General features: G+C 62.4%; 12 protein-coding genes. 3 read left to right on the forward strand and 9 right to left on the reverse strand.

All coding sequences use genetic code 11. The features are described 5' to 3' along the window. Positions 1-43: 43 nt before the first annotated feature. Complete coding sequence (locus AC1D3C_RS07690) at positions 44-6379, forward strand: apolipoprotein A-IV repeat region-like domain-containing protein (RefSeq protein ID WP_477482484.1); 6336 nt, start codon at positions 44-46, stop codon at positions 6377-6379. A 444-nt stretch (positions 6380-6823) separates the two neighbouring features. Here AC1D3C_RS07690 and AC1D3C_RS07695 read toward each other — a convergent pair whose 3' ends face one another. Genes AC1D3C_RS07695 through AC1D3C_RS07710 form a run of 4 tightly spaced genes read right to left on the reverse strand, consistent with a single transcriptional unit; the run spans position 6824 to position 10809 of the window. Further along, positions 6824-7438, reverse strand: coding sequence for an ABC-type transport auxiliary lipoprotein family protein (locus AC1D3C_RS07695; protein WP_151042206.1), 615 nt, complete (start codon positions 7436-7438; stop codon positions 6824-6826). A 37-nt stretch (positions 7439-7475) separates the two neighbouring features. Continuing rightward, on the reverse strand, positions 7476-8846 hold the full coding sequence (locus AC1D3C_RS07700; protein ID WP_038542820.1) for an MlaD family protein: 1371 nt from the start codon (positions 8844-8846) through the stop codon (positions 7476-7478). 8 nt (positions 8847-8854) lie between these two features. Beyond that, positions 8855-9700, reverse strand: coding sequence for an ABC transporter ATP-binding protein (locus AC1D3C_RS07705; protein ID WP_038542818.1), 846 nt, complete (start codon positions 9698-9700; stop codon positions 8855-8857). Next, positions 9700-10809, reverse strand: a complete 1110-nt coding sequence (locus tag AC1D3C_RS07710) for an ABC transporter permease (RefSeq protein WP_247137455.1) — start codon at positions 10807-10809, stop codon at positions 9700-9702. Before AC1D3C_RS07710 ends, AC1D3C_RS07705 begins: the two co-directional genes overlap by 1 nt. A 154-nt stretch (positions 10810-10963) precedes the next feature. Here AC1D3C_RS07710 and dgcA point away from each other — a divergent pair, with 154 nt between their 5' ends. Then, a complete protein-coding gene (dgcA, locus tag AC1D3C_RS07715) occupies positions 10964-11947 on the forward strand; it encodes an N-acetyl-D-Glu racemase DgcA (protein ID WP_247137452.1) in 984 nt (327 codons plus the stop codon). Here dgcA and AC1D3C_RS07720 read toward each other — a convergent pair. The 5 genes from AC1D3C_RS07720 to AC1D3C_RS07740 all read right to left on the reverse strand — a co-directional run bounded on the left by AC1D3C_RS07720 (position 11917) and on the right by AC1D3C_RS07740 (position 16568). Continuing rightward, positions 11917-13104: an MFS transporter gene (locus AC1D3C_RS07720; protein ID WP_247137451.1), complete on the reverse strand. Its 1188-nt coding sequence runs from the start codon at positions 13102-13104 to the stop codon at positions 11917-11919. The genes dgcA and AC1D3C_RS07720 overlap by 31 nt on opposite strands. 109 nt (positions 13105-13213) lie before the next feature. Then, a complete protein-coding gene (locus AC1D3C_RS07725; RefSeq protein ID WP_080719155.1) occupies positions 13214-14017 on the reverse strand; it encodes a UDP-2,3-diacylglucosamine diphosphatase in 804 nt (267 codons plus the stop codon). Positions 14018-14108: 91 nt separating this feature from the next. Next, positions 14109-14876, reverse strand: a complete 768-nt coding sequence (locus tag AC1D3C_RS07730; protein WP_477482485.1) for a glycerophosphodiester phosphodiesterase — start codon at positions 14874-14876, stop codon at positions 14109-14111. An 8-nt stretch (positions 14877-14884) separates the two neighbouring features. After that, a complete protein-coding gene (locus AC1D3C_RS07735; protein WP_477482486.1) occupies positions 14885-15712 on the reverse strand; it encodes a carbohydrate ABC transporter permease in 828 nt (275 codons plus the stop codon). Continuing rightward, positions 15699-16568: a carbohydrate ABC transporter permease gene (locus AC1D3C_RS07740; protein ID WP_038542808.1), complete on the reverse strand. Its 870-nt coding sequence runs from the start codon at positions 16566-16568 to the stop codon at positions 15699-15701. Before AC1D3C_RS07740 ends, AC1D3C_RS07735 begins: the two co-directional genes overlap by 14 nt. A gap of 181 nt (positions 16569-16749) precedes the next feature. Between AC1D3C_RS07740 and AC1D3C_RS07745 the strand changes: the two genes are divergently transcribed. Beyond that, the gene (locus AC1D3C_RS07745; protein WP_477482487.1) at positions 16750-18009 is read left to right on the forward strand and encodes an ABC transporter substrate-binding protein; all 1260 of its coding nucleotides are present in this window, start codon (positions 16750-16752) and stop codon (positions 18007-18009) included. The last annotated feature ends 119 nt before the right edge of the window (positions 18010-18128 follow it).

The following is an 18128-nucleotide window of genomic DNA, read 5'->3' on the forward strand; positions in this document are numbered from 1 at the left end:
CAGATGGGATTTGCCGGGCGAGTATGTAACGAGGCGTAACCGCATGGCAAAGAACCCTAGCAGCGAGTCGATCGATGAGACGGCGTTCCAGGCGTTGGAAGATGCCCTAAAAATCAACTTCAACGATGATCAGTCGCGCCAAAGATCAGTGCCCCATGCCTCGGAGGCAAGAGTGTCAGACACTAACAAACCGCGTCAGACCCAATACCAGGATGATGCCGCCGAATCATACAGGTCGGCCGCTACTGAAACCGCTGCCAAATCCCCCACATTCCAGCCTGCCAACGATTCGGGGAAGCGCAGTTCGACGGCGATCCTGCGGACGCTGGAAGGCGGCGCAATGCGCTCGTCGATCCGCAATGCGGTGATCGTCTCGATCCTCTGGGCAATCGGCGGTATCGCCCTCGGGCAGATGATCTACGGCAACCAACTCTGGCAGATCACCTCGGTCGAGGGCGTTCTGGCTGCGCCCGGCATCGTCGCGCTCGCGGTCTGCATCTTCGTCCCGATCATGCTGTTCTTCGCCTTCGCGATCATGATGGCTCGCGCTCAGGACCTCAGGACCGCCGCCCGCTCGATGGCCGAGGTGGCGCTTCGCCTTTCGGACCCGGAGACCGTTGCCTCCGAGCGGATCATGAGCGTCGGTCAGGCCGTGCGCCGCGAAGTATCGGCGATGAACGAAGGTATCGAGCGCACCATCGCCCGCGCCGCCGAGCTCGAAACGCTCGTGCATTCGGAAGTGAATGCGCTGGAGCGGAGCTTTACCGACAACGAATTGCGCGTTCGCGGCCTCGTCCATGAACTCGGCGCCGAACGGGACGCCATCGTCAACCACGCCGAGCGTATCCGTTCGTCGATTGCCGGCGCCCATGACCAGCTCAAGGAAGAGCTGTCGCTCGCGACCGAAGAAATCTCCATTCGCCTGGCAACCTCCGGCGAAGCCTTCGCCTCGATGATCGAGACGCGCGGCGCGGCGCTGATGGAGAAGTCCAACGCCGCCGGCGAAGCGCTCGGCAGCCTGCTGACCACCAAGACCGAAAACCTGCTGCAGACGCTGAATTCCTCCGGTTTCGCACTCGCCCACGAGTTCGACGAGCGGATGGAAGCGATCAACACCGTGCTTTCGCAGCGCGGCCAGGCGCTTCTCAACGAATTCCAGACGCGCGCCTCCTCGCTCGACGCCAATACCGAAAAGCTCAACGCGGCACTTGCCGACCGCACCCGCCAGCTGAACGAGACGCTGCTTGCGCGCACGCGGGAAATCACCGACGGACTTGCCGAAAGCGAACAGACGCTCACCGGCTCGCTTGGCGGCATCCTTGCGGCACTCAACAGCTCGCTCGAAGAAAAGAGCTCGTCCTTCCGCCAGAGCCTGCAAAGCACCGTCGAAGACGTGGTCCTCGACCTCGACATGCGCTCCGGCTTCTTCGAAGAGCGCCTGCAGACGACCGTCGGCCTGCTCAGCACGACCTTCGACGACAGCATCTCGCAATTCACCTCCGCCTTCGACCAGCGCGCCGGCACGCTCGACAGCAAGCTGATGGACAGCCTTGCCCGCATCAACGAGACGGTGGCCAGCGGTTCGGACGCGATCGAGAACATTCTCTCGTCCAGCGTCGAGCGCATCAGTTCCTCGCTCACCGATCAGTCGCTTGCGCTCGAGACGACGCTTGGCACCGGCCAGGAAATGCTGGACTCCATGCTCGGAAGCCGCTCGCGCGAACTGTCCGACGCATTGTCGGCCCGCAGCAGCGAAATTCAGGACACGCTGTCGTCCCGCGCTGCCGAAATCCAGGATGCGCTCGTGACGCATACCGGGGAACTCCAATCCGTGCTTGTCTCGCGCACCGGAGAACTCCAGGACGTGCTTGGAACTCGGACAACCGAGCTCCAGAGCGTGCTCGCCTCCGGAACCAGCGAACTTCACGACGTGATCGGCGGCCGCGCCACCGAACTTCAGAACGCATTCACCGCACGCGCCAGCGAACTCCAGAGTGTGCTCACCTCGGGCACCGGCGAGCTTCAGGATGTGCTTGCCTCGCGCACCGGTGAACTGAAGGGCGTATTCGCCTCCGGCACCAGCGAACTTCACGCAGGCTTTGCGAACGCGCATCAGAATATCGAAACAACGCTTGCCGAGCGCAGCAGCAGCCTGCTCGGCACGCTTTCCGAAAACCAGGCCAAGTTCGAACAGAGCCTGGCAATCCGCTCGGGCGCCATCATCGCTGCACTTTCCGGCAGCCACGATCATCTGACCGAGGTGCTCAGCCAAAAGTCTGCCGCAATCGAAACACTGATGTCCGGTGCGCCGGAGCGGCTGGCCGGCATGTTCGACGAAAAGTCGGAGCACATCTCCCGCACGCTTGCGACAAGTGAACAGCGGATCGGCGACGAGCTCGGCCGGCGTGCGTCCGAGATGCAGTCGTCGCTCGATGCCAATCGCGAGCGGATTTCCGAAATCCTCGAAGACAAGTCGATGGAAATCGCGACGTCCTTCGCGCTCGGTGAAGATCGCCTCGCCGGCATGCTGGACGACAAGTCGGAATCGATCGCCCGTGCGCTTTCGGAGACCGAACAGCGCATGAGCGGCGACCTCGCCCGCCGTACCTCTGAAATCAACGAATCGCTCGGCATCAACCGCGACAGGCTTGCAGAAATCCTCGACGACAAGTCGATGGAAATCGCCACCTCCTTCGCACTCGGCGAGGACCGCCTCGCCGGCATGCTGGACGAAAAGTCGACGGCCATCGCCAATACCTTCATCGATGCCGACGTCCGCATCGAGCAGTCCTTTGCGGCCCGCGCGGAGACCATCCGCAACGCCTATGCCGACAGCCAGGTCAATCTCGACCAGTCGCTCGATAACCGGACGGCGGAGCTTGCCCGCATTCTCGAAAGCGGCGGCGATCGCCTCGAACAGACGGTCGGCGGCGCAAGCAGCCGTATTGAAACGGCGCTCACAAGCGGCGCCCAACGTTTCGAAACGGGCATGGCGGATGGACTGGAACGGGTCGAAGCCGTTCTCGGCTCAACGCAGGAGCGTATCGCCGCGACCATCGGCCTTGGCCATCAGCAGCTGGAAACGACACTCGGCTCCGGTTACGAACAGATCCGCGACACTCTGGAAGAACGCACGAATTCGATCGCGACCACGCTCGGCGACGCACAGAGCCAGATCGGGACCCTGATGCAGGACCAGGCGACGTCGCTCGGCACCTCGATTGCCGCAAGTGCCGGAATGCTGGAAATGTCGCTCGAAACCCAGCAGAATGCTCTGCGCGATGCGATCGATACGGCAGGTCAGTCTCTCGAAGAACGTCTGCGCGACAATGTCGGGACGCTTGCCGTCCGGCTCTCCGATGCTGCCGGCGAAATCGGCCGGTCGGCCGACGCATTCTCCAACCGCATCCGGCAGACGGTCGGCGGGGTTCAGGGCGCACTCGAGGAAACCGGCAGCCGCATCGAATCGACGTTCGGCGGGCTCGAAGGCCGTATCCGCGGCGAGATTCTCGAGGCGGCTCAACTCGTCGACGAGGCCGGCGCCAATCTTTCGGCCACGCTCACCAACCGCACGGCTGACCTCGAACGCGTGGCCACCGAGGCTTCGGATCGTATCACCGACACCATGGACGGCCGCACCGCCCGTATCGAGGAACGACTCGGCACGATCGACCGCGCTCTGACGATCGGCCTCGACAACGTCACCAAGACCATCGAAAGCAAGGCTGTCGGCCTCGCCTCCACACTGCGCGAAGCAGTCGGCGCCGCAGCCCAGAGCATGGACAGCGAAGCCACCCGCTCCGCCGAAGTGCTGGCCCGTGCCGGCGCCGAATTCACCGAGGAACTCAGCAATCGCAACGCCGAGTTCACCAAGGCGATCGAGGAACGCTCGACCCAGATCGTCGGCCGGATTTCGGAAACCCAGAACCGGCTCGCCGGCCAGGCGGCAACCGTAGCGCTCGCTTTCTCCGAAGCCGGCAATGCGATCGTCCACAAGGTCGCGGAGGCCGACAGCCTGGTGAAGCGCCAGGTAACGGCAATTTCCGAGGCGCTGGACGATGCGCAGAAGGCTCTCGACTCGCGCGGCGACGGCATCCGCACCACGCTCGCCGATACCGCAAGCCACCTCGATAGCGCGATGGACGCCGTCGACCGGGCACTCGCGGCCCGCGGTGAAGCCATTCACTCCGCCCTCGACGCCCGCGCCCGTGACCTGAATTCCATGCTCGCCGGTCGCTCGGCTGAATTAACGCGGCTTCTCGACGAAAAGGCGAAGCCGATGGTCGAGGAATATGCCGCGACCGGCCGCAACGCCATCGAACAAATGACGACTGCTGCCCAGCAGGGTGCCGAACGGCTTTCCGCCGTGGCGCAGGAGACGACGGCACGGATTTCCTCTGCTGCGGAAGACACGACCGCACGGCTCTCCGCCGCGACAGAAGAAACGACCACGCGGCTTTCGTCTGCGACGGACGAATCGACGGCACGTATCCGCAACGAGAACTCGGCGCTGGTCGATGCGATCGCCGCACGGACCAACGAGACGCTTGCCGCCATCACGCAGCGGACCGAAAGTGCGGCCGGCACCATGCGTCATGTCGAACAGGGCCTGTCAGCCAGCGTCAACAGCCTCATCGACAAGCTGGCGGAAAGCAATTCGAACATTTCCGCGATGGTCCAGGAGACGGCGAAGGAACTCGGCAGCACCGCCGACGCCGTCGCCCATCACCTTTCGGAAGCTGACCGCAAGCTGAGCGTGACGGCCAACCGTTTCGTGCAGTCGGCGACCAACTCCGCCGATATCGTTTCCGGCTCGACCCGCATGCTCGAGGACAATATCGGTCGCATGTCGGACGTCTTCGGCAACACGCTCGATCAGGTCAGCAGCCTTGTCGGCCGTTTCGACGACCATTCACGCGTGCTTGTCGAAGCATCCGAACTCCTCGGTGCAGCACAGTCCAACCTCGCCAGCACACTGGACGAACGTCAGGACGCGCTGCGCAACCTGTCGACCGGTCTCGTCAAGCGGTCCGAGGAAATCGAGACGACGATGCGCGGCATGACGAGCCTCGTCGACAGCGCGTTCGAGCGGGCGGAAGAACGTTCGCTGCAGGTCGGCTCGCGGCTTCGCGAAAGCCTGCATGCTTCGTTTGCCGATATCGGCCGGACGCTTGGGGAAACGCAGCATCGTGCCGAAGTCACGGCCGATGCAATGCGCGAAGCACTGATCAGCGCCGGCAGCGATGCCAACCACGCCATCGAGACGACGCTCTCCGATGCCGAGAAGCGCACCCGCGATCTCTCCGAGCGGATGCGCGGCAGCATCTCGCAGTCGCTCAGCGACGTCGAACAGCTGCTGTCGGATGCTACCACCCGCTCCGGCAGCGCTGCCGAACAGCTGCGCGATACGCTGAGGGAATCGGTCGAGGAAGCCATCAACCGCTTCTCCGGCGCAACCGACGAGATCCGCCGCTCGGCGCAGGATATCCGCCGCGAGCTGGATACGACCCGCACCGAACTGAAGCGCGGCGCCTTCGACCTTCCGGAAGAAGCCAAGGAAAGTGCAGCCGCGATGCGGCGTGCCGTTGCCGAGCAGATCAAGGCACTACAGGACATCTCGGCGCTGGTCGGACGTTCGACGCAGAACTTCGAAATCTCCGAGGCTTCCGCACCACGCCAGGCGCCTGCTCCCGCTCCGCAGCCGGCTCCTGCCCGTCCGCAGCCACAGCCCGCTGCCGCAGCCATCCCGCAGCCGGCGCCGCCTGCACCCCGCAGCGATCCCTATGCCGGAAACGCGTTGCGCGGCACGCTGCCGCTCGACCGGCCGACACAGGCGCCCGTCGCCCGCGCACCCGAACAGGCACAGCGCGGCGGCACCGACGGCGGCTGGATCAGCGATCTGCTGCGCGGCGCATCGCGTGACGAGTTCACCGAGACGCAAGCCACCGCACCGCGTCAGCAACAGCCGCCGGCACCGCGTGCGGCCGAGCCGGCCCCCGCTCCGCGCGGCAACGGCGACAACCGCAATCCCCGCCATATGGTGGAATCGCTGAACTCGCTGTCGGTGGATATCGCCCGCGCCATCGATCATGACGCATCGGTCGACCTGTGGCGGCGTTACCAGCGCGGCGAACGCGACGTCTTCACCCGTCGCCTCTACACGCTGAAGGGTCAGCAGACCTTCGACGAGATCAAGCGCAAGTACGACCGCGAACCGGAATTCCGCACCGCCGTCGACCGCTATATCGCCGATTTCGAAAAGCTGCTCGCCGACGTCGCCCGCACCGATCGCGACAAGACGGTAACCCAGAGCTACCTCACCTCGGATACGGGCAAGGTCTACACGATGCTGGCCCACGCCGCCGGCCGGTTCAACTAAGAGCCGGATCGGAACAACCGATACCTAAAAAGCCGCCTTTCGGGGCGGCTTTTTTGTTGGCTGATCAGTGCAGATTCGTAGAACCTGAGTCGTTTGAACGGGCGGCACCTCCAAGAACCGGAAGAGCTATCGTTCCGGACAGGGTCCAGGTAACCGGTCCATCGCGGTGAACGATATGCCTCATCTCCTGCGAACTGGTGTTGAGAAGGCTACGGAGAGGCTGAGGCTTTAGGTCAAACGCGTTCAAGTTATCGAGCGTTGGTAGCACCCAACCGAAACTCCAGATCGGCTTCGCCGTCACGGCTACGATGGATGATCTTATGTTCGTCGAAAGCGAGAGGTCGGGACAGTTCAGCCTCGAAGCAAAAGCCCCAATGGGCATCAGCAGCGATCTGATTGGATACGAACGATTTTACCCGCCGAAACCGATAGGTCCTGCGAGCATCACATCGACTTCAGCGACCAGTCGACGATCTCCGCGCCGACCTTGGCGAAGGCGCGATCCAAGGCCTCGATGAAATTGCGATTCTCGGCACCCGAGACCGGGGCCGTCGCCTTGAACACGCTCTGGGCGCGCACCGTGCCGTTACGGTCGTTGAGGATTTTGGCCGAGATTTCGACGTTGGCGAGACGAGGGCTGCCAGCCGTCACCTCGAAGGCGCGGATATCGGTGACGATCTGGTAATCGATCGCCAGGCCCTGCCCCGGCTTGCCGACGCCGCCGAGACGGCCGGAGTTCTCGAAGGCTTCGACGAGTTTCGACTGGACGAGCGCCGGCAGGCGGTCGCCCCAGCGGGAATCGGCGAGATACTGGATTTCGGAAGCCGAAACGCGCACCACGACCTGTTCGCTGTTCAAGAGCTTGAGCGCTGTCGGTTCGGGCACCAGGATCTGCCGGTTACGGGCGGATTGGCCCTGGCCGGACGGAGTGATCGACAGGTCGAACGTGTCGTTGTTGGCCTTGCTGCCGCAGCCAGCCAACAGTGCCGCGACAAGCGGCAGCGCAAGCAGAACCGGGGCACGGGCCGCGCGTCGCATCAGAACCTCCGAACCGGTCATCAAAACCCCACTCTTTCCAACACTGAAAATGCCCCGCCTACCGCCGCGTTCTGCCGTCATATTGCTTCACCGTCTCGCCGCCGAAAATCAGCCGCTGCGGGTTCTGGTCGAAATTGTTGATCGTCTGGTCGAGCGACTGCACCGTGCGGCGCGCGTCGTTAACCAGCGTCTGGATGTCCCGCAGGCCGCCCGCCGAAAAACGCGACAGGTTGTCGGCGATCGGGCCGACCCGGCCATTGATATTGTCGGCCATGGTGCGGAAGGATTCGAGCGTCTTGCGCGCCTCGGCAAACAGACCTTGCGAGTCGTCGCTCGACACAAGCCCGTCCACCTTGGCAAGAATGCCGTCGACGCGGCTCGAAGCGTCGTTGAGCTTCTTTGCCAGATCGGTGAAATCGCCGATCGCGCGGTCGATATCGTCCTTCCGGTGGGCAAAATTGTCGACAACGCCGCGGGCCGAGCCGATTGTCTGGCGGGCATCCTCGGAAGCGGCGGTGATATTGCGGATCGTGGTGGCGACCTGATCGGTATTGACGGCACCCAACACGCCATCGGCACGTTTCAGAAGGGTCTGGGCGTCCGAACCCGCCTTTTCGAAGTTGGCGGCGGCGTTCCTGACATTGGTTACCAGGTCGTCGAACTTATCCGAGGCCATGGCGATGTTGCGGGTGGCGCGCTCGGTATTGGAGACCACGGCATTGATCTTTTCCGCGTCAATCGCCTTCACCAGCCGTTCAGCTGCGATAAGGGTCGAGTTGAGCGTTCCGGAGACCCGGTCGATCGTCGCCGACAGCGTCGAAAGGCTGTTCAGGAACTTGTCGATGCTGTCGGAATTCTGGGCAAGCGCCGACGTGAAAGTCTCGACGTTGCGGATGGTCTGGGTCAATGGACCGCGCGCGTCGGCGACAAATCCCTGGATGTCGCCGATCGCCTTGTCGGCGCGTTCGAGGATCTTGTCGGCGGTGGCGAGCAGGTTGGTGACGCTCGACTGTTCGGCGATCAGCACCGCAGGCCGGCCGTTCTCCATCGATTTCTGGAGGATGTTCTCCTCCCCCTTGGCGCCGCCGGAAAGCTCGATATAGGCCGCACCCGTCAGGCCCTGCACTTCGAGCGCCGCCTGGGTGGACTGATAGACCGGAGCATCGGCCCGCACTTCGGTGAACGCGATCGAATAACGCGGATCGTCCGGATCGATGGTCAGGCTGCGAACCGAACCGACCGGAATACCGTTGAACCGGACCGGAGAGCCGACGGACAAGCCGTTCGCCGATCCGGGGATGCGGATCGCCAGTTCGGCCGTCGGTCCGCCACGGCCCGATTGCGCCATCCAATAGACGAAGCCGAAAGCGGCAGCGATCACCAGCAAGGTGAAGAAACCGACAAGGGCGTAGTTGGCTCTGGTTTCCATAGATTACGTCACTCTTTTACTTCTGCCGCAGGCTGCTTTTCTTGGACCACGACTGATCGCGCCCGCTTGCCGCGGAAATAGGACTGTACCCATGGATCGTCACAGGCAAACATATCCTCAAGCGTACCCTCGACCAAGACCCGTTTCTCGCCAAGCACAGCAATTCTGTCGCAAACCGAGAACAGGCTGTCGAGGTCGTGTGTCACCATGTAGACCGTCAATCCCAGCGTATCGCGCAGCCTGGCGATCAACGCATCGAAATCGGCAGCGCCGATCGGATCGAGGCCGGACGTCGGCTCATCAAGGAAAACGAGGTCGGGATCGAGCGCCAGGGCACGTGCAAGCGCAGCGCGCTTGATCATGCCGCCCGACAGTTCGGATGGATATTTGTCTGCCGCATCAGGCGGCAGGCCGACCATCTCGATCTTCAGGTAGGCAAGTTCGTCCATCAGCGACTGCGGCAGATCGAGATATTCGCGCATCGGCAGCTGGATGTTTTCCTTCACCGTCAGGGCCGAGAACAGCGCTCCATGCTGGAAAAGCACGCCGAGCCGCGTATCGAGCGCCATGCGCTCGTCTTCCGAGACGGTGTCGTAATCGGCACCGAGAATGTGGATCGTGCCGGAACGGTGCGGCAGAAGGCTGAGCACGGTGCGCATCAGCACCGATTTGCCGGTGCCGGATGCGCCGACGAAACCCAGGATCTCGCCGCGATAGATGTCGAGGTTCAGGTGGTCGAGCACCAGCTTATTGCCGAAGCCGACCGTCAGGTCGCGCACCGACAGCACCACCTGCCGGCCGTTCGACTTGTCCTTGATCGCGGTCTGCGGCGCCTCTTCCAAACCGTTCTCCATCAGAAGTCGATCGCGGAATAGAAAAGGGCGAACATCGCATCTATGAAGATGACGGCGAAGATCGACTTCACCACCGAGGTGGTGACGTGCTGGCCGAGCGATTCGGCGCTGCCGCCCACCTTCATGCCTTCGACGGCGGCAACGATGCCGATCGCCAGCGCCATGAACGGCGCCTTGATCATGCCCGAAGCGACGGAGGTATGGTCGATCGCCTCGTGAAGGCGCGACAGATAGGTATCGAAGGTAATGCCGGAATAGGCAAATGCGACGACGGCCGCCCCGAACAACGCCGAAAAATTGGCAAGGATCGTCAAGAGCGGCAGGGCCACCGTCAGCGCCACCAGGCGCGGGAAAATCAGCACGCCGACCGGATTGAGGCCGATCACCGTCAAGGCGTCGATCTCCTCGCGCATCTTCATCGAACCGATTTCGGCGGTGATCGCACTACCCGAACGGCCGGCGATCATGATCGCCGTCAGGAGCACGCCGATCTCGCGAAGCTGCAGGATACCAACCAGATCGACGACGAAGATTTCGGCGCCGAAGTAACGCAGCTGGAAGGCGCCCTGCTGGGCGATGATCGCGCCGATCAGGAAAGACATCAGCACGATGATCGGCACGGCGCGCACGCCCATGCGGTCGATATGGGTGACGACCGAGGCCGGCGAGACGCCGGCGCCGCGGCCGAATTTCATTTGCGCACCGCGGACCGCCGATCCGAGGATATGCATGGCCGCGTAGAAATCGCCGCCGAGCGAAACCATCACCTCGCCGACCGGCGCAAACAGCCGTTCGAACAGGTTTCCCTTGTTTGCGCCGTCTGCAGGCGGCGCGGGAGTATGTTCGGGCAGCACGTCGATCAGTTCGCGAATCGGGCCTTCGCCGCCGACCAGGGCCGGTTCCCCGCCCTGCCCGCCCTTGGCGGTCATCAGCCGGCGAATGAGCCAGGCACCGGCGGTATCGACGCCGGTTATGCCGGAAAGATCGATCTCCACCTTTCCGCGGTTCTTGGCATGCTCAAACCGCTCGAACTCCTTGAGCACAGGCGCAATCGTCGGGCCGCGCCATTCGCCGGCCAGCACGTACCGTTCACCGTCGCCGCCGGGCATATCTTCGGCCTTGATTTCGGCTGGCTGGGACGTCACGTGTTTCTTTCGCGCTTCAAGCTTGTCAGGAGTTTCAACACGATGCGGTTGATCGCACTTTCGAGACCGGCAATATAGCTGCGTCATAGGGATTTGCCACAACGGGACGCGTAAAACCATGAGCCGTCACCTCGAAGCCACAATAGAGACGTTTCCAATCTCCGGGTCGTTCACGATTTCCCGCGGCTCCAAGACCGAAGCGGAAGTCATCACCTGTGTCGTTAGTGAAAACGGCATTTCCGGCCGCGGCGAATGTGTGCCTTACAAGCGCTACGGCGAAAGCCTGGACGGTGTGATGGCGGAGATCGAAGCGATCGCCGATGCCATCCGCGCCGGCCTGACGCGCGAAGAATTGCAGAGGCGGATGAAGCCCGGAGCCGCGCGAAACGCCGTCGACTGCGCCCTTTGGGACCTCAAGGCGAAGCTCGGCGGACGGCGCGTTGCCGATATGATCGGCGCCACCAGCCGCAAACCCTTCGTCACGGCCTTCACTTTGTCGCTGGGCGAACCCGAGGCTATGGCAGCCGAGGCGGGCAGGAACGCGCAACGGCCGCTTCTCAAGGTCAAGCTCGGAACAGATAATGACGAAGCACGGCTGAGGGCCGTTCGCGACGCCGCGCCGGCAGCGCGAATCATCGTCGATGCCAACGAAGGCTGGACGGAGGAAAACCTCGCCCGCCATATGGCAATCGCCGCCGAAACGAATGTGTCGTTGATCGAACAGCCATTGCCGGCCGGGCAGGATGCGGCGCTTGGCCGTATCCGCCGCCTCGTTTCCGTCTGCGCCGATGAAAGCGTGCATGCCACCGAGGACCTGGAAAACCTTCGCGACCGCTACGACGTGGTCAACATCAAGCTCGACAAGACCGGCGGCCTCACCGAGGCACTGGCGATGAAGGCGGAAGCGCAGCGGCTTGGATTTGCCGTGATGATCGGGTGCATGGTCGGCTCCTCGCTTGCCATGGCGCCGGCCGTTTTGCTTGCCCAGGATGCGGACTACGCGGATCTCGACGGGCCGCTGCTGCTGGCTCGCGACCGGCCGGGCGGGCTGCGCTATGAAGGCTCTCTCGTCTATCCGCCGGAAGCTGACCTCTGGGGCTGAAGTTTCGCTGCAAATGCAATGATCGACAGGCCGACAAGCGCCAGGACGGACATGGCAACATAGCTGGTCAGGCCGAACTGGCGGTAGAGCACGCCGGAAAGCACCGTCGACAGGCCCAGGAAGACGCCATTGTAGAACACATAGGCACCCTGCATCGAGGCCTCCTGATCCTCTCGCACCGCCTCGACCAACCGATGCTGGATGCCGATATGCACGAAGGCGAAGGTGAAGGCGTGGGTAGCCTGCAGCGCCAGATATCCCCAAAAATCGAGCGGCATCGGAAACAGCGTCCAGCGCAGCACCGCGACCGCACAGCCGATTCGCATCAGCGTCCACGGCGAAATCCTTCGCGCAATCCAGCCGGCGGCGAAAAAGACCAGGATTTCCGACACGACTGCAGCGCTCCAGAGCACGCCGATCGAGCCGCTTGAAAACCCGACCTGCTGCCAGTGAATCGTGCCGAACGTATAGAACATGCCATGCCCTGCCTGCGCCACCGACGCGCCGATCATCAGCACGTGCAGGTCGAGCCTTTTCAGCGAACTCGGCTGGGGCATCCTGTCGGGGTCCGGCCTGATAACCGCCCGGCCAAGCCTGGGCGCCGCGAACGCCACAGCGACGGTCAGCAGAAAGCCGACCGCTATCGCCGACGGAATGGCCTGCAAACCCAGGAAGCCGCGCATTTCGCCGACAAGAAGCGTCACGGCCACGAACCCGACGGACCCCCAGACGCGCATCGAGCCATATTGAAAGCCCCAGCGCCGGACACCGCTCACGGCAATCGATTCGACGATTGGCGCATAGGGTGCGAAAACCGCCGCCTGAATGGCGACGATGATCAGAACCGGCCAGAAATCGCGGGTGAAGAACATGGCGAATGCCGTCAGCAGCGACAGGGCGCCGGACCAGGCAAGCATCAGGGTCCGTTCCGTCATACGGTCGGCAAGCAGTCCCGCCACCGGGGCGGCAGCCACGCGCAGGAAAAGCTGCGAGGCGAGCGCGATGCCGATTTCGAATTCGGTGAAGGCCAGCCCGTCGAGCCAGACGGGCAGATAGGGTAGAATCACGCCATTCACCCCGAGCGGCGCGCCATAGGCGATCGCACAGCGCAACTGGAAGAACCGGGGCGCTGTCTGCGCCGTATTTGAGGGAATCACGATTTCACGGGTGGGTTGCTGAAGTTTCAGCTTACCTAACACACACCCTCATGCCTGCCTATGGCAAGAAATGGCCCTCCGACCGGCCAGCCCGTCTGTCGCGGGCCACTCAGGCGGCCCGCATGTCCCCGACGGATTGCGGCGCCGGCAAGGCCTTGATCTCGGCCGTCGCGACGATGTCCTGCCAGGAAATCATTTCCAGCGTGCCATCGAAATTCTCGGCGATCGCAGTGCAGCTTTCCACCCAGTCGCCGGTATTGACGTAGTGGATGCCGTCGATGTCCTCCATCACGGCGTGATGGATGTGGCCGCAGATGACGCCGTCGACGTTGTTGCGACGGGCTTCGTCGGCGACGACCCGCTGGAACTCGCCGATGAAATTGACGGCGTGCTTGACCTGCAGCTTGGCCCATGCGGAGAAGGACCAGTAGGGCATGCCGAGACGGCGGCGAATGGCGGCAAGCCCGATGTTGATGACGATCGCGGCATCATAGGCCCAGTCGCCGAGATAGGCGAGCAGGCGTGCATTGCGGACCACGACGTCGAATTCGTCGCCATGCAGGACAAGGTATTTCTTGCCGTCGGCCATTTCGTAGATTTCGCGCTCCGCGACTTCGATGCCGCCGAAATGCGTGCCCGGGAAGGAGCGCAGGAACTCGTCGTGGTTGCCGGGAATGTAGACGATGCGGGTGCCCTTGCGCGCCTTGCGCAGCAGTTTCTGGACCACGTCGTTGCAGCCCTGCGGCCAATACCAGTTGCGCTTCAGCCGCCAGCCGTCGACGATGTCGCCGACCAGGAAAATGGTATCCGCTTCATGATAGCGCAGGAAATCCAGGAGGAAGTCCGTTCGGGCGGCCTTGGAGCCCAGATGGACGTCCGAAATGAAGAGCGTTCTGAAATGCCTTGTATCCATCTCACCGGTCACGAAGTCGTCCTTTCGCTGCCGCTTCTGATGGCTTCAAAACCAGACTCGTGTTTCAGGATGATGACAGGATGCCGCATGACTACCTCATCTCCCGCTTGGCGCGGGTCGCAATCGCGATATCCGGGCGATCGGTGGTGAAGCTCGCCATACCGAGATCGAACATCCGCGTTGCCATTTCGATGTCGTGCGCGGCCCATCCGTGGATGATCACGCCGCGGTCGCTCAACGGGGCAATTGCGAGCGCGGAGATCATTTCGGCACGAATGCCGATCTCGAAAACTCCATAGGCGGCCAAGGCGGCGTCAATGCCGACCCAGCCCACCTGGCGGATGACTGCCGGCGAGCAGAGCCATACGAAGCCGAGAAGCTCCGAAACATTGTGGCCGGCCGCCTCAAGCGCCTTTCGGAAGGCGTCGAGCCGCTCCAGCGAGAAACTCGTCACCATGCAGCGGGAAAGCATGCCGCTGGCGACCAGCCGCTCGACAATCGCCTCCTCCATGCCCTCGTAGGCGGTCCCATCCGGCCGTGTCTTGATCTCGAGGCGCAGGTCGACCAGCGACAGCGCGAAGATGTCGATCACCTCGTCGAGGGTCGGAATGGTTTCACCTGCCGCGCCGACGATGACGAATTTCGACAGTTGTTCGTAGGTGAGCCTGCCGATCTCGCCCTTGCCGTCGGTCATCCGGTCGATCGTTGCATCGTGATGGACGACCAGAACCTCGTCGGCAGTGTGGTGGACGTCGAATTCGACGAGTTCAATCGGCAGCGCGGCGGTCTGGCGGAAGGCGAGCCTGGAATTTTCCGGCCACAGATGGGTGCCGCCGCGATGGGATGCGATCTTGGTCATTCGAAACCTCACTTGATGCCGCCGAGACCCGCGCCCTGCACCAGCTGGCGTTCGGCAAATAAGAAAAACACGATGCTCGGCAACAGGACTACGCAGCTCGCCGCAAGGATCAGGGGCCAGTCGGTAAACGGCTGTTCGCGCACCGACGCCTGAAGGTTGGCGAGCGCGATCTGCACGGTCTGCGTATCGCCGCGCAGCACGATCAGCGGCCAGAGATAGGAGTTCCACTGGGCGATGAAGGCAAACAGCGCCATCGAGGCGATCGCGGCCCAGCAGATCGGCACGATGACATCGATCAGGATCTTGAAATGGCTGGCGCCGTCCAGGCGTGCCGCCTCCTCGTAGACCTTTGGCACGCCCATGAAATGCTGGCGCAGGAAGAAGGTCACGAAACCGGAGGCAAGCTGGGGCAGCACCGCCGCCCAGATGCTCGGCACCAGCTTCATCTTGGCCATCAGCAGGTAATTGGGAATGATGCAGATCAGTTCCGGAATGGTCAGCGTGCCGAGCACCGCCCAGAACAGCATGTTGCGGCCGCGGAACTCCATGCGGGCAAAGGCATAGGCTGCAAGGATCGAGGTGATCATTGTACCGACGGTGGTCGACAGCGCGATAATGATCGAATTGATGAAATAGGCGCCGAGCCCTGCCTCTGTGAACACCCGCAGATAATTGCCCGGATGCAGCGACCATTCGGCGACATTGGGATTGAGGAGGTCGGACGGTGCGAGCAGCGAGGCGCCGATGCCGATCAGGAAGGGAAAGACCACACCGAGGCCGAGCAGCGCCGCCCCCGCCCAGCCGAGGAAATGGAGGAGACGATCAGGAAAGGTCATAATTCACTTTGTCCCTGGCAAAGGCGAGCTTTGCGAGCGTGATGGCGACCAGTCCGAGAAACAGGAGCACGGCCAATGCCGATCCTGTCGAGATGTCGAACAGGGTAAAGCTCAGGTAATAGAGGAAGTTCATCAGGACATCGGTGCCGTTGGCCGGCCCGCCGCGGGTGATGACGTTGACGAGCGTGAAGATCTGAAAACTGTCGATCACGGAGACCACGAGCAGGAACAGTGTGGTCGGCGCGACCAATGGAAAGGTGATGTCCCTGAAGCGGCGCCAGCGCCCTGCCCGGTCGATGCGCGCGGCTTCGTAATAGTCGTCAGGAATGGCATTGAGCCCGGCAATGAACAGCAGCGTATCGTAACCGAGCTGTTTCCAGATCGCCACGATGCCGACCGCGACCAGCGCCAGGTTGACGTCCTGCAGCCAAGGAACCTTGCCGATGCCGATGGCGCCGAGCGTCAGGTTGATGAAGCCGATATCGGTGTTGAACATCCAGCTCCAGATCACCGAAATCGCCACGGAACTGGTGACATAGGGAAGGAAATAGACGCCCCGCAGCAGCCGTGCAAAAGCATGGCTTTCCCTCAGGAGATGGGCAAGCGCCAGCGCCAGGATCAGTCGCGGCGGCACGCTCACCAGCATCAGGAGAAAGGTCACCCAGAGGGAATGATGGAACTGGTCCGAGCCGAACAGCTCAAGATAGTTGTCGAAGCCCACATATCTGGAGCGGCCGTTGAGGATATTGGTCTGGTGGATGCTGAGCCAGGCAGAATAGACGATTGGCCAATAGATGAAGAGGCCGAGCAGCCCGACACAGGGCAGAAGATAGAGATAGGGCCTCAATATCCGCATCGCATTCCAACGTTTTCCCAAGGTCACGCTTTGACTTAGCGGGCCAGTGCGAAAGTCTCGTGACATTTTCCACTCCCCGCGTCATTCGCCTGTAACGTCCCCTTCCTACCCTTTCGCGATAGCGGTCTGGGCCGTCGAACCGGTATTTCAACCGCCGTTTCAACGAAAAGGAGAGAATGGGATGTTGAGGAAACTGCTTATCGCGGCCGCCGTCGCGGTGCTTGCGGGCCAGTCGGCTCTTGCCGCCCCCGTCGAAATCACCTTCTGGCATTCGCTCCCCAAAAAGGGCACGGACGCGGTCAACCAGATCGTCGACAAGTTCAACGCCTCGCAGAGCGAGTACAAGCTGAAGGCCGAATATACCGGAAATTACGACGACACGACCACCAAGCTGCAGGCCGCAATCCCGGCCGGCCAGGCACCGGACCTCATGATGCTGGAGGTCACCCGCTACGGCCTGTTCGCCGATTCCGGCGTGCTCGAGCAGCTCGACCCCTACCTTCAGAAGGAAGGCGGCGAATTCCTTGACCAGTACCAGTCGTTCGCGCTTGAAGGCCCGAAATATCTCGGCAAATCCTACGTGCTGCCGTTCAACGTCTCGACACCGGTCATGTACTACAACAGGGACGCTTTCCGCGCTGCAGGCCTCGACCCGAATGCACCGCCGAAGACGTGGGATGAACTGCGCCAGATGTCCGCCAAGCTCACGGTTCGCCAGGGCAATGACGTCAAGCAGTGGGGTGTCATCGGGCTCGGCCAGTTCGTGCGCTGGGCCTTCGTTGCACAGGCCGGCGGCGAATGGGTCAGCCCCAAGGACAATTCCGTTCTGATGGATAGCGCCGCCTCGATCGGCGCCTATACCTACATGGCCGACCTCATCCGCAAGGACAAGGTTTCGCCGGAAGCAGCGGCGATCAACGAAAGCCTCGGCAGCCAATATTTCACCAGCGGCCAGGCCGCGATCAATTTCGATTCGACCGGCGGTTTCGGTGCGCTCCGCGGTGCGGTGAAGTTCGATCTCGGCGTTGCCCCGCTGCCTTGCGGCGTCAAATGCGCTGCCCCGATCGGCGGTGCGACGATCGGCATCAACTCGGCCTCCGACGAAGCCCATCGCAAGGGCGCCTGGGCGTTCCTGAAATTCATCTCGCGCCCGGAAATCAATGCGATCACCTTCGTCGAGACCGGCTACCTGCCGATCATGAAGAAGACCGCCGACGTCGACATCGCCAAGAAAGCGATCGCTGAAGAGCCCGGTTATTCGGTTGCCATCAAGCAGCTCGACGTGGCCTTTGTCCGCTCGCGCCCGCCGGCAATGCCGGCGATCCGCGCCAAGGAACCATCGGTCTGGGAAGCGATCGTGCTCGGCAAGACACCGGAAGCACAAGCCCTGAAGACCTTCGGCGCCGAAATGCGGACCATGCTGTCGAAAAGCGGCGGCTGATACGAAGAGCGTGACATAAGGGCCTTGACCCAGACGACGAAAAGCCCGGAGAGGCCAAGCGCCTCTCCGGGCTTTGTTTTATTCGGCGAGGCAAATATCTGGGATGGACCCCCGTTCGA

The sequence above is a fragment of the Neorhizobium sp. P1_A6 genome (genome assembly GCF_056406795.1).

Coding starts and splice junctions, on each gene's coding strand:
- AC1D3C_RS07745 (WP_477482487.1), top strand. CDS start 16,750: ATGTTGAGGAAACTGCTTATCGCGGCCGCCGTCGCGGTGCTTGCGGGC.
- AC1D3C_RS07740 (WP_038542808.1), bottom strand. CDS start 16,568: ATGCGGATATTGAGGCCCTATCTCTATCTTCTGCCCTGTGTCGGGCTG.
- AC1D3C_RS07725 (WP_080719155.1), bottom strand. CDS start 14,017: ATGGATACAAGGCATTTCAGAACGCTCTTCATTTCGGACGTCCATCTG.
- AC1D3C_RS07690 (WP_477482484.1), top strand. CDS start 44: ATGGCAAAGAACCCTAGCAGCGAGTCGATCGATGAGACGGCGTTCCAG.
- AC1D3C_RS07705 (WP_038542818.1), bottom strand. CDS start 9,700: ATGGAGAACGGTTTGGAAGAGGCGCCGCAGACCGCGATCAAGGACAAG.
- dgcA (WP_247137452.1), top strand. CDS start 10,964: ATGAGCCGTCACCTCGAAGCCACAATAGAGACGTTTCCAATCTCCGGG.
- AC1D3C_RS07730 (WP_477482485.1), bottom strand. CDS start 14,876: ATGACCAAGATCGCATCCCATCGCGGCGGCACCCATCTGTGGCCGGAA.
- AC1D3C_RS07735 (WP_477482486.1), bottom strand. CDS start 15,712: ATGACCTTTCCTGATCGTCTCCTCCATTTCCTCGGCTGGGCGGGGGCG.
- AC1D3C_RS07695 (WP_151042206.1), bottom strand. CDS start 7,438: ATGACCGGTTCGGAGGTTCTGATGCGACGCGCGGCCCGTGCCCCGGTT.
- AC1D3C_RS07700 (WP_038542820.1), bottom strand. CDS start 8,846: ATGGAAACCAGAGCCAACTACGCCCTTGTCGGTTTCTTCACCTTGCTG.
- AC1D3C_RS07710 (WP_247137455.1), bottom strand. CDS start 10,809: ATGCCCGGCGGCGACGGTGAACGGTACGTGCTGGCCGGCGAATGGCGC.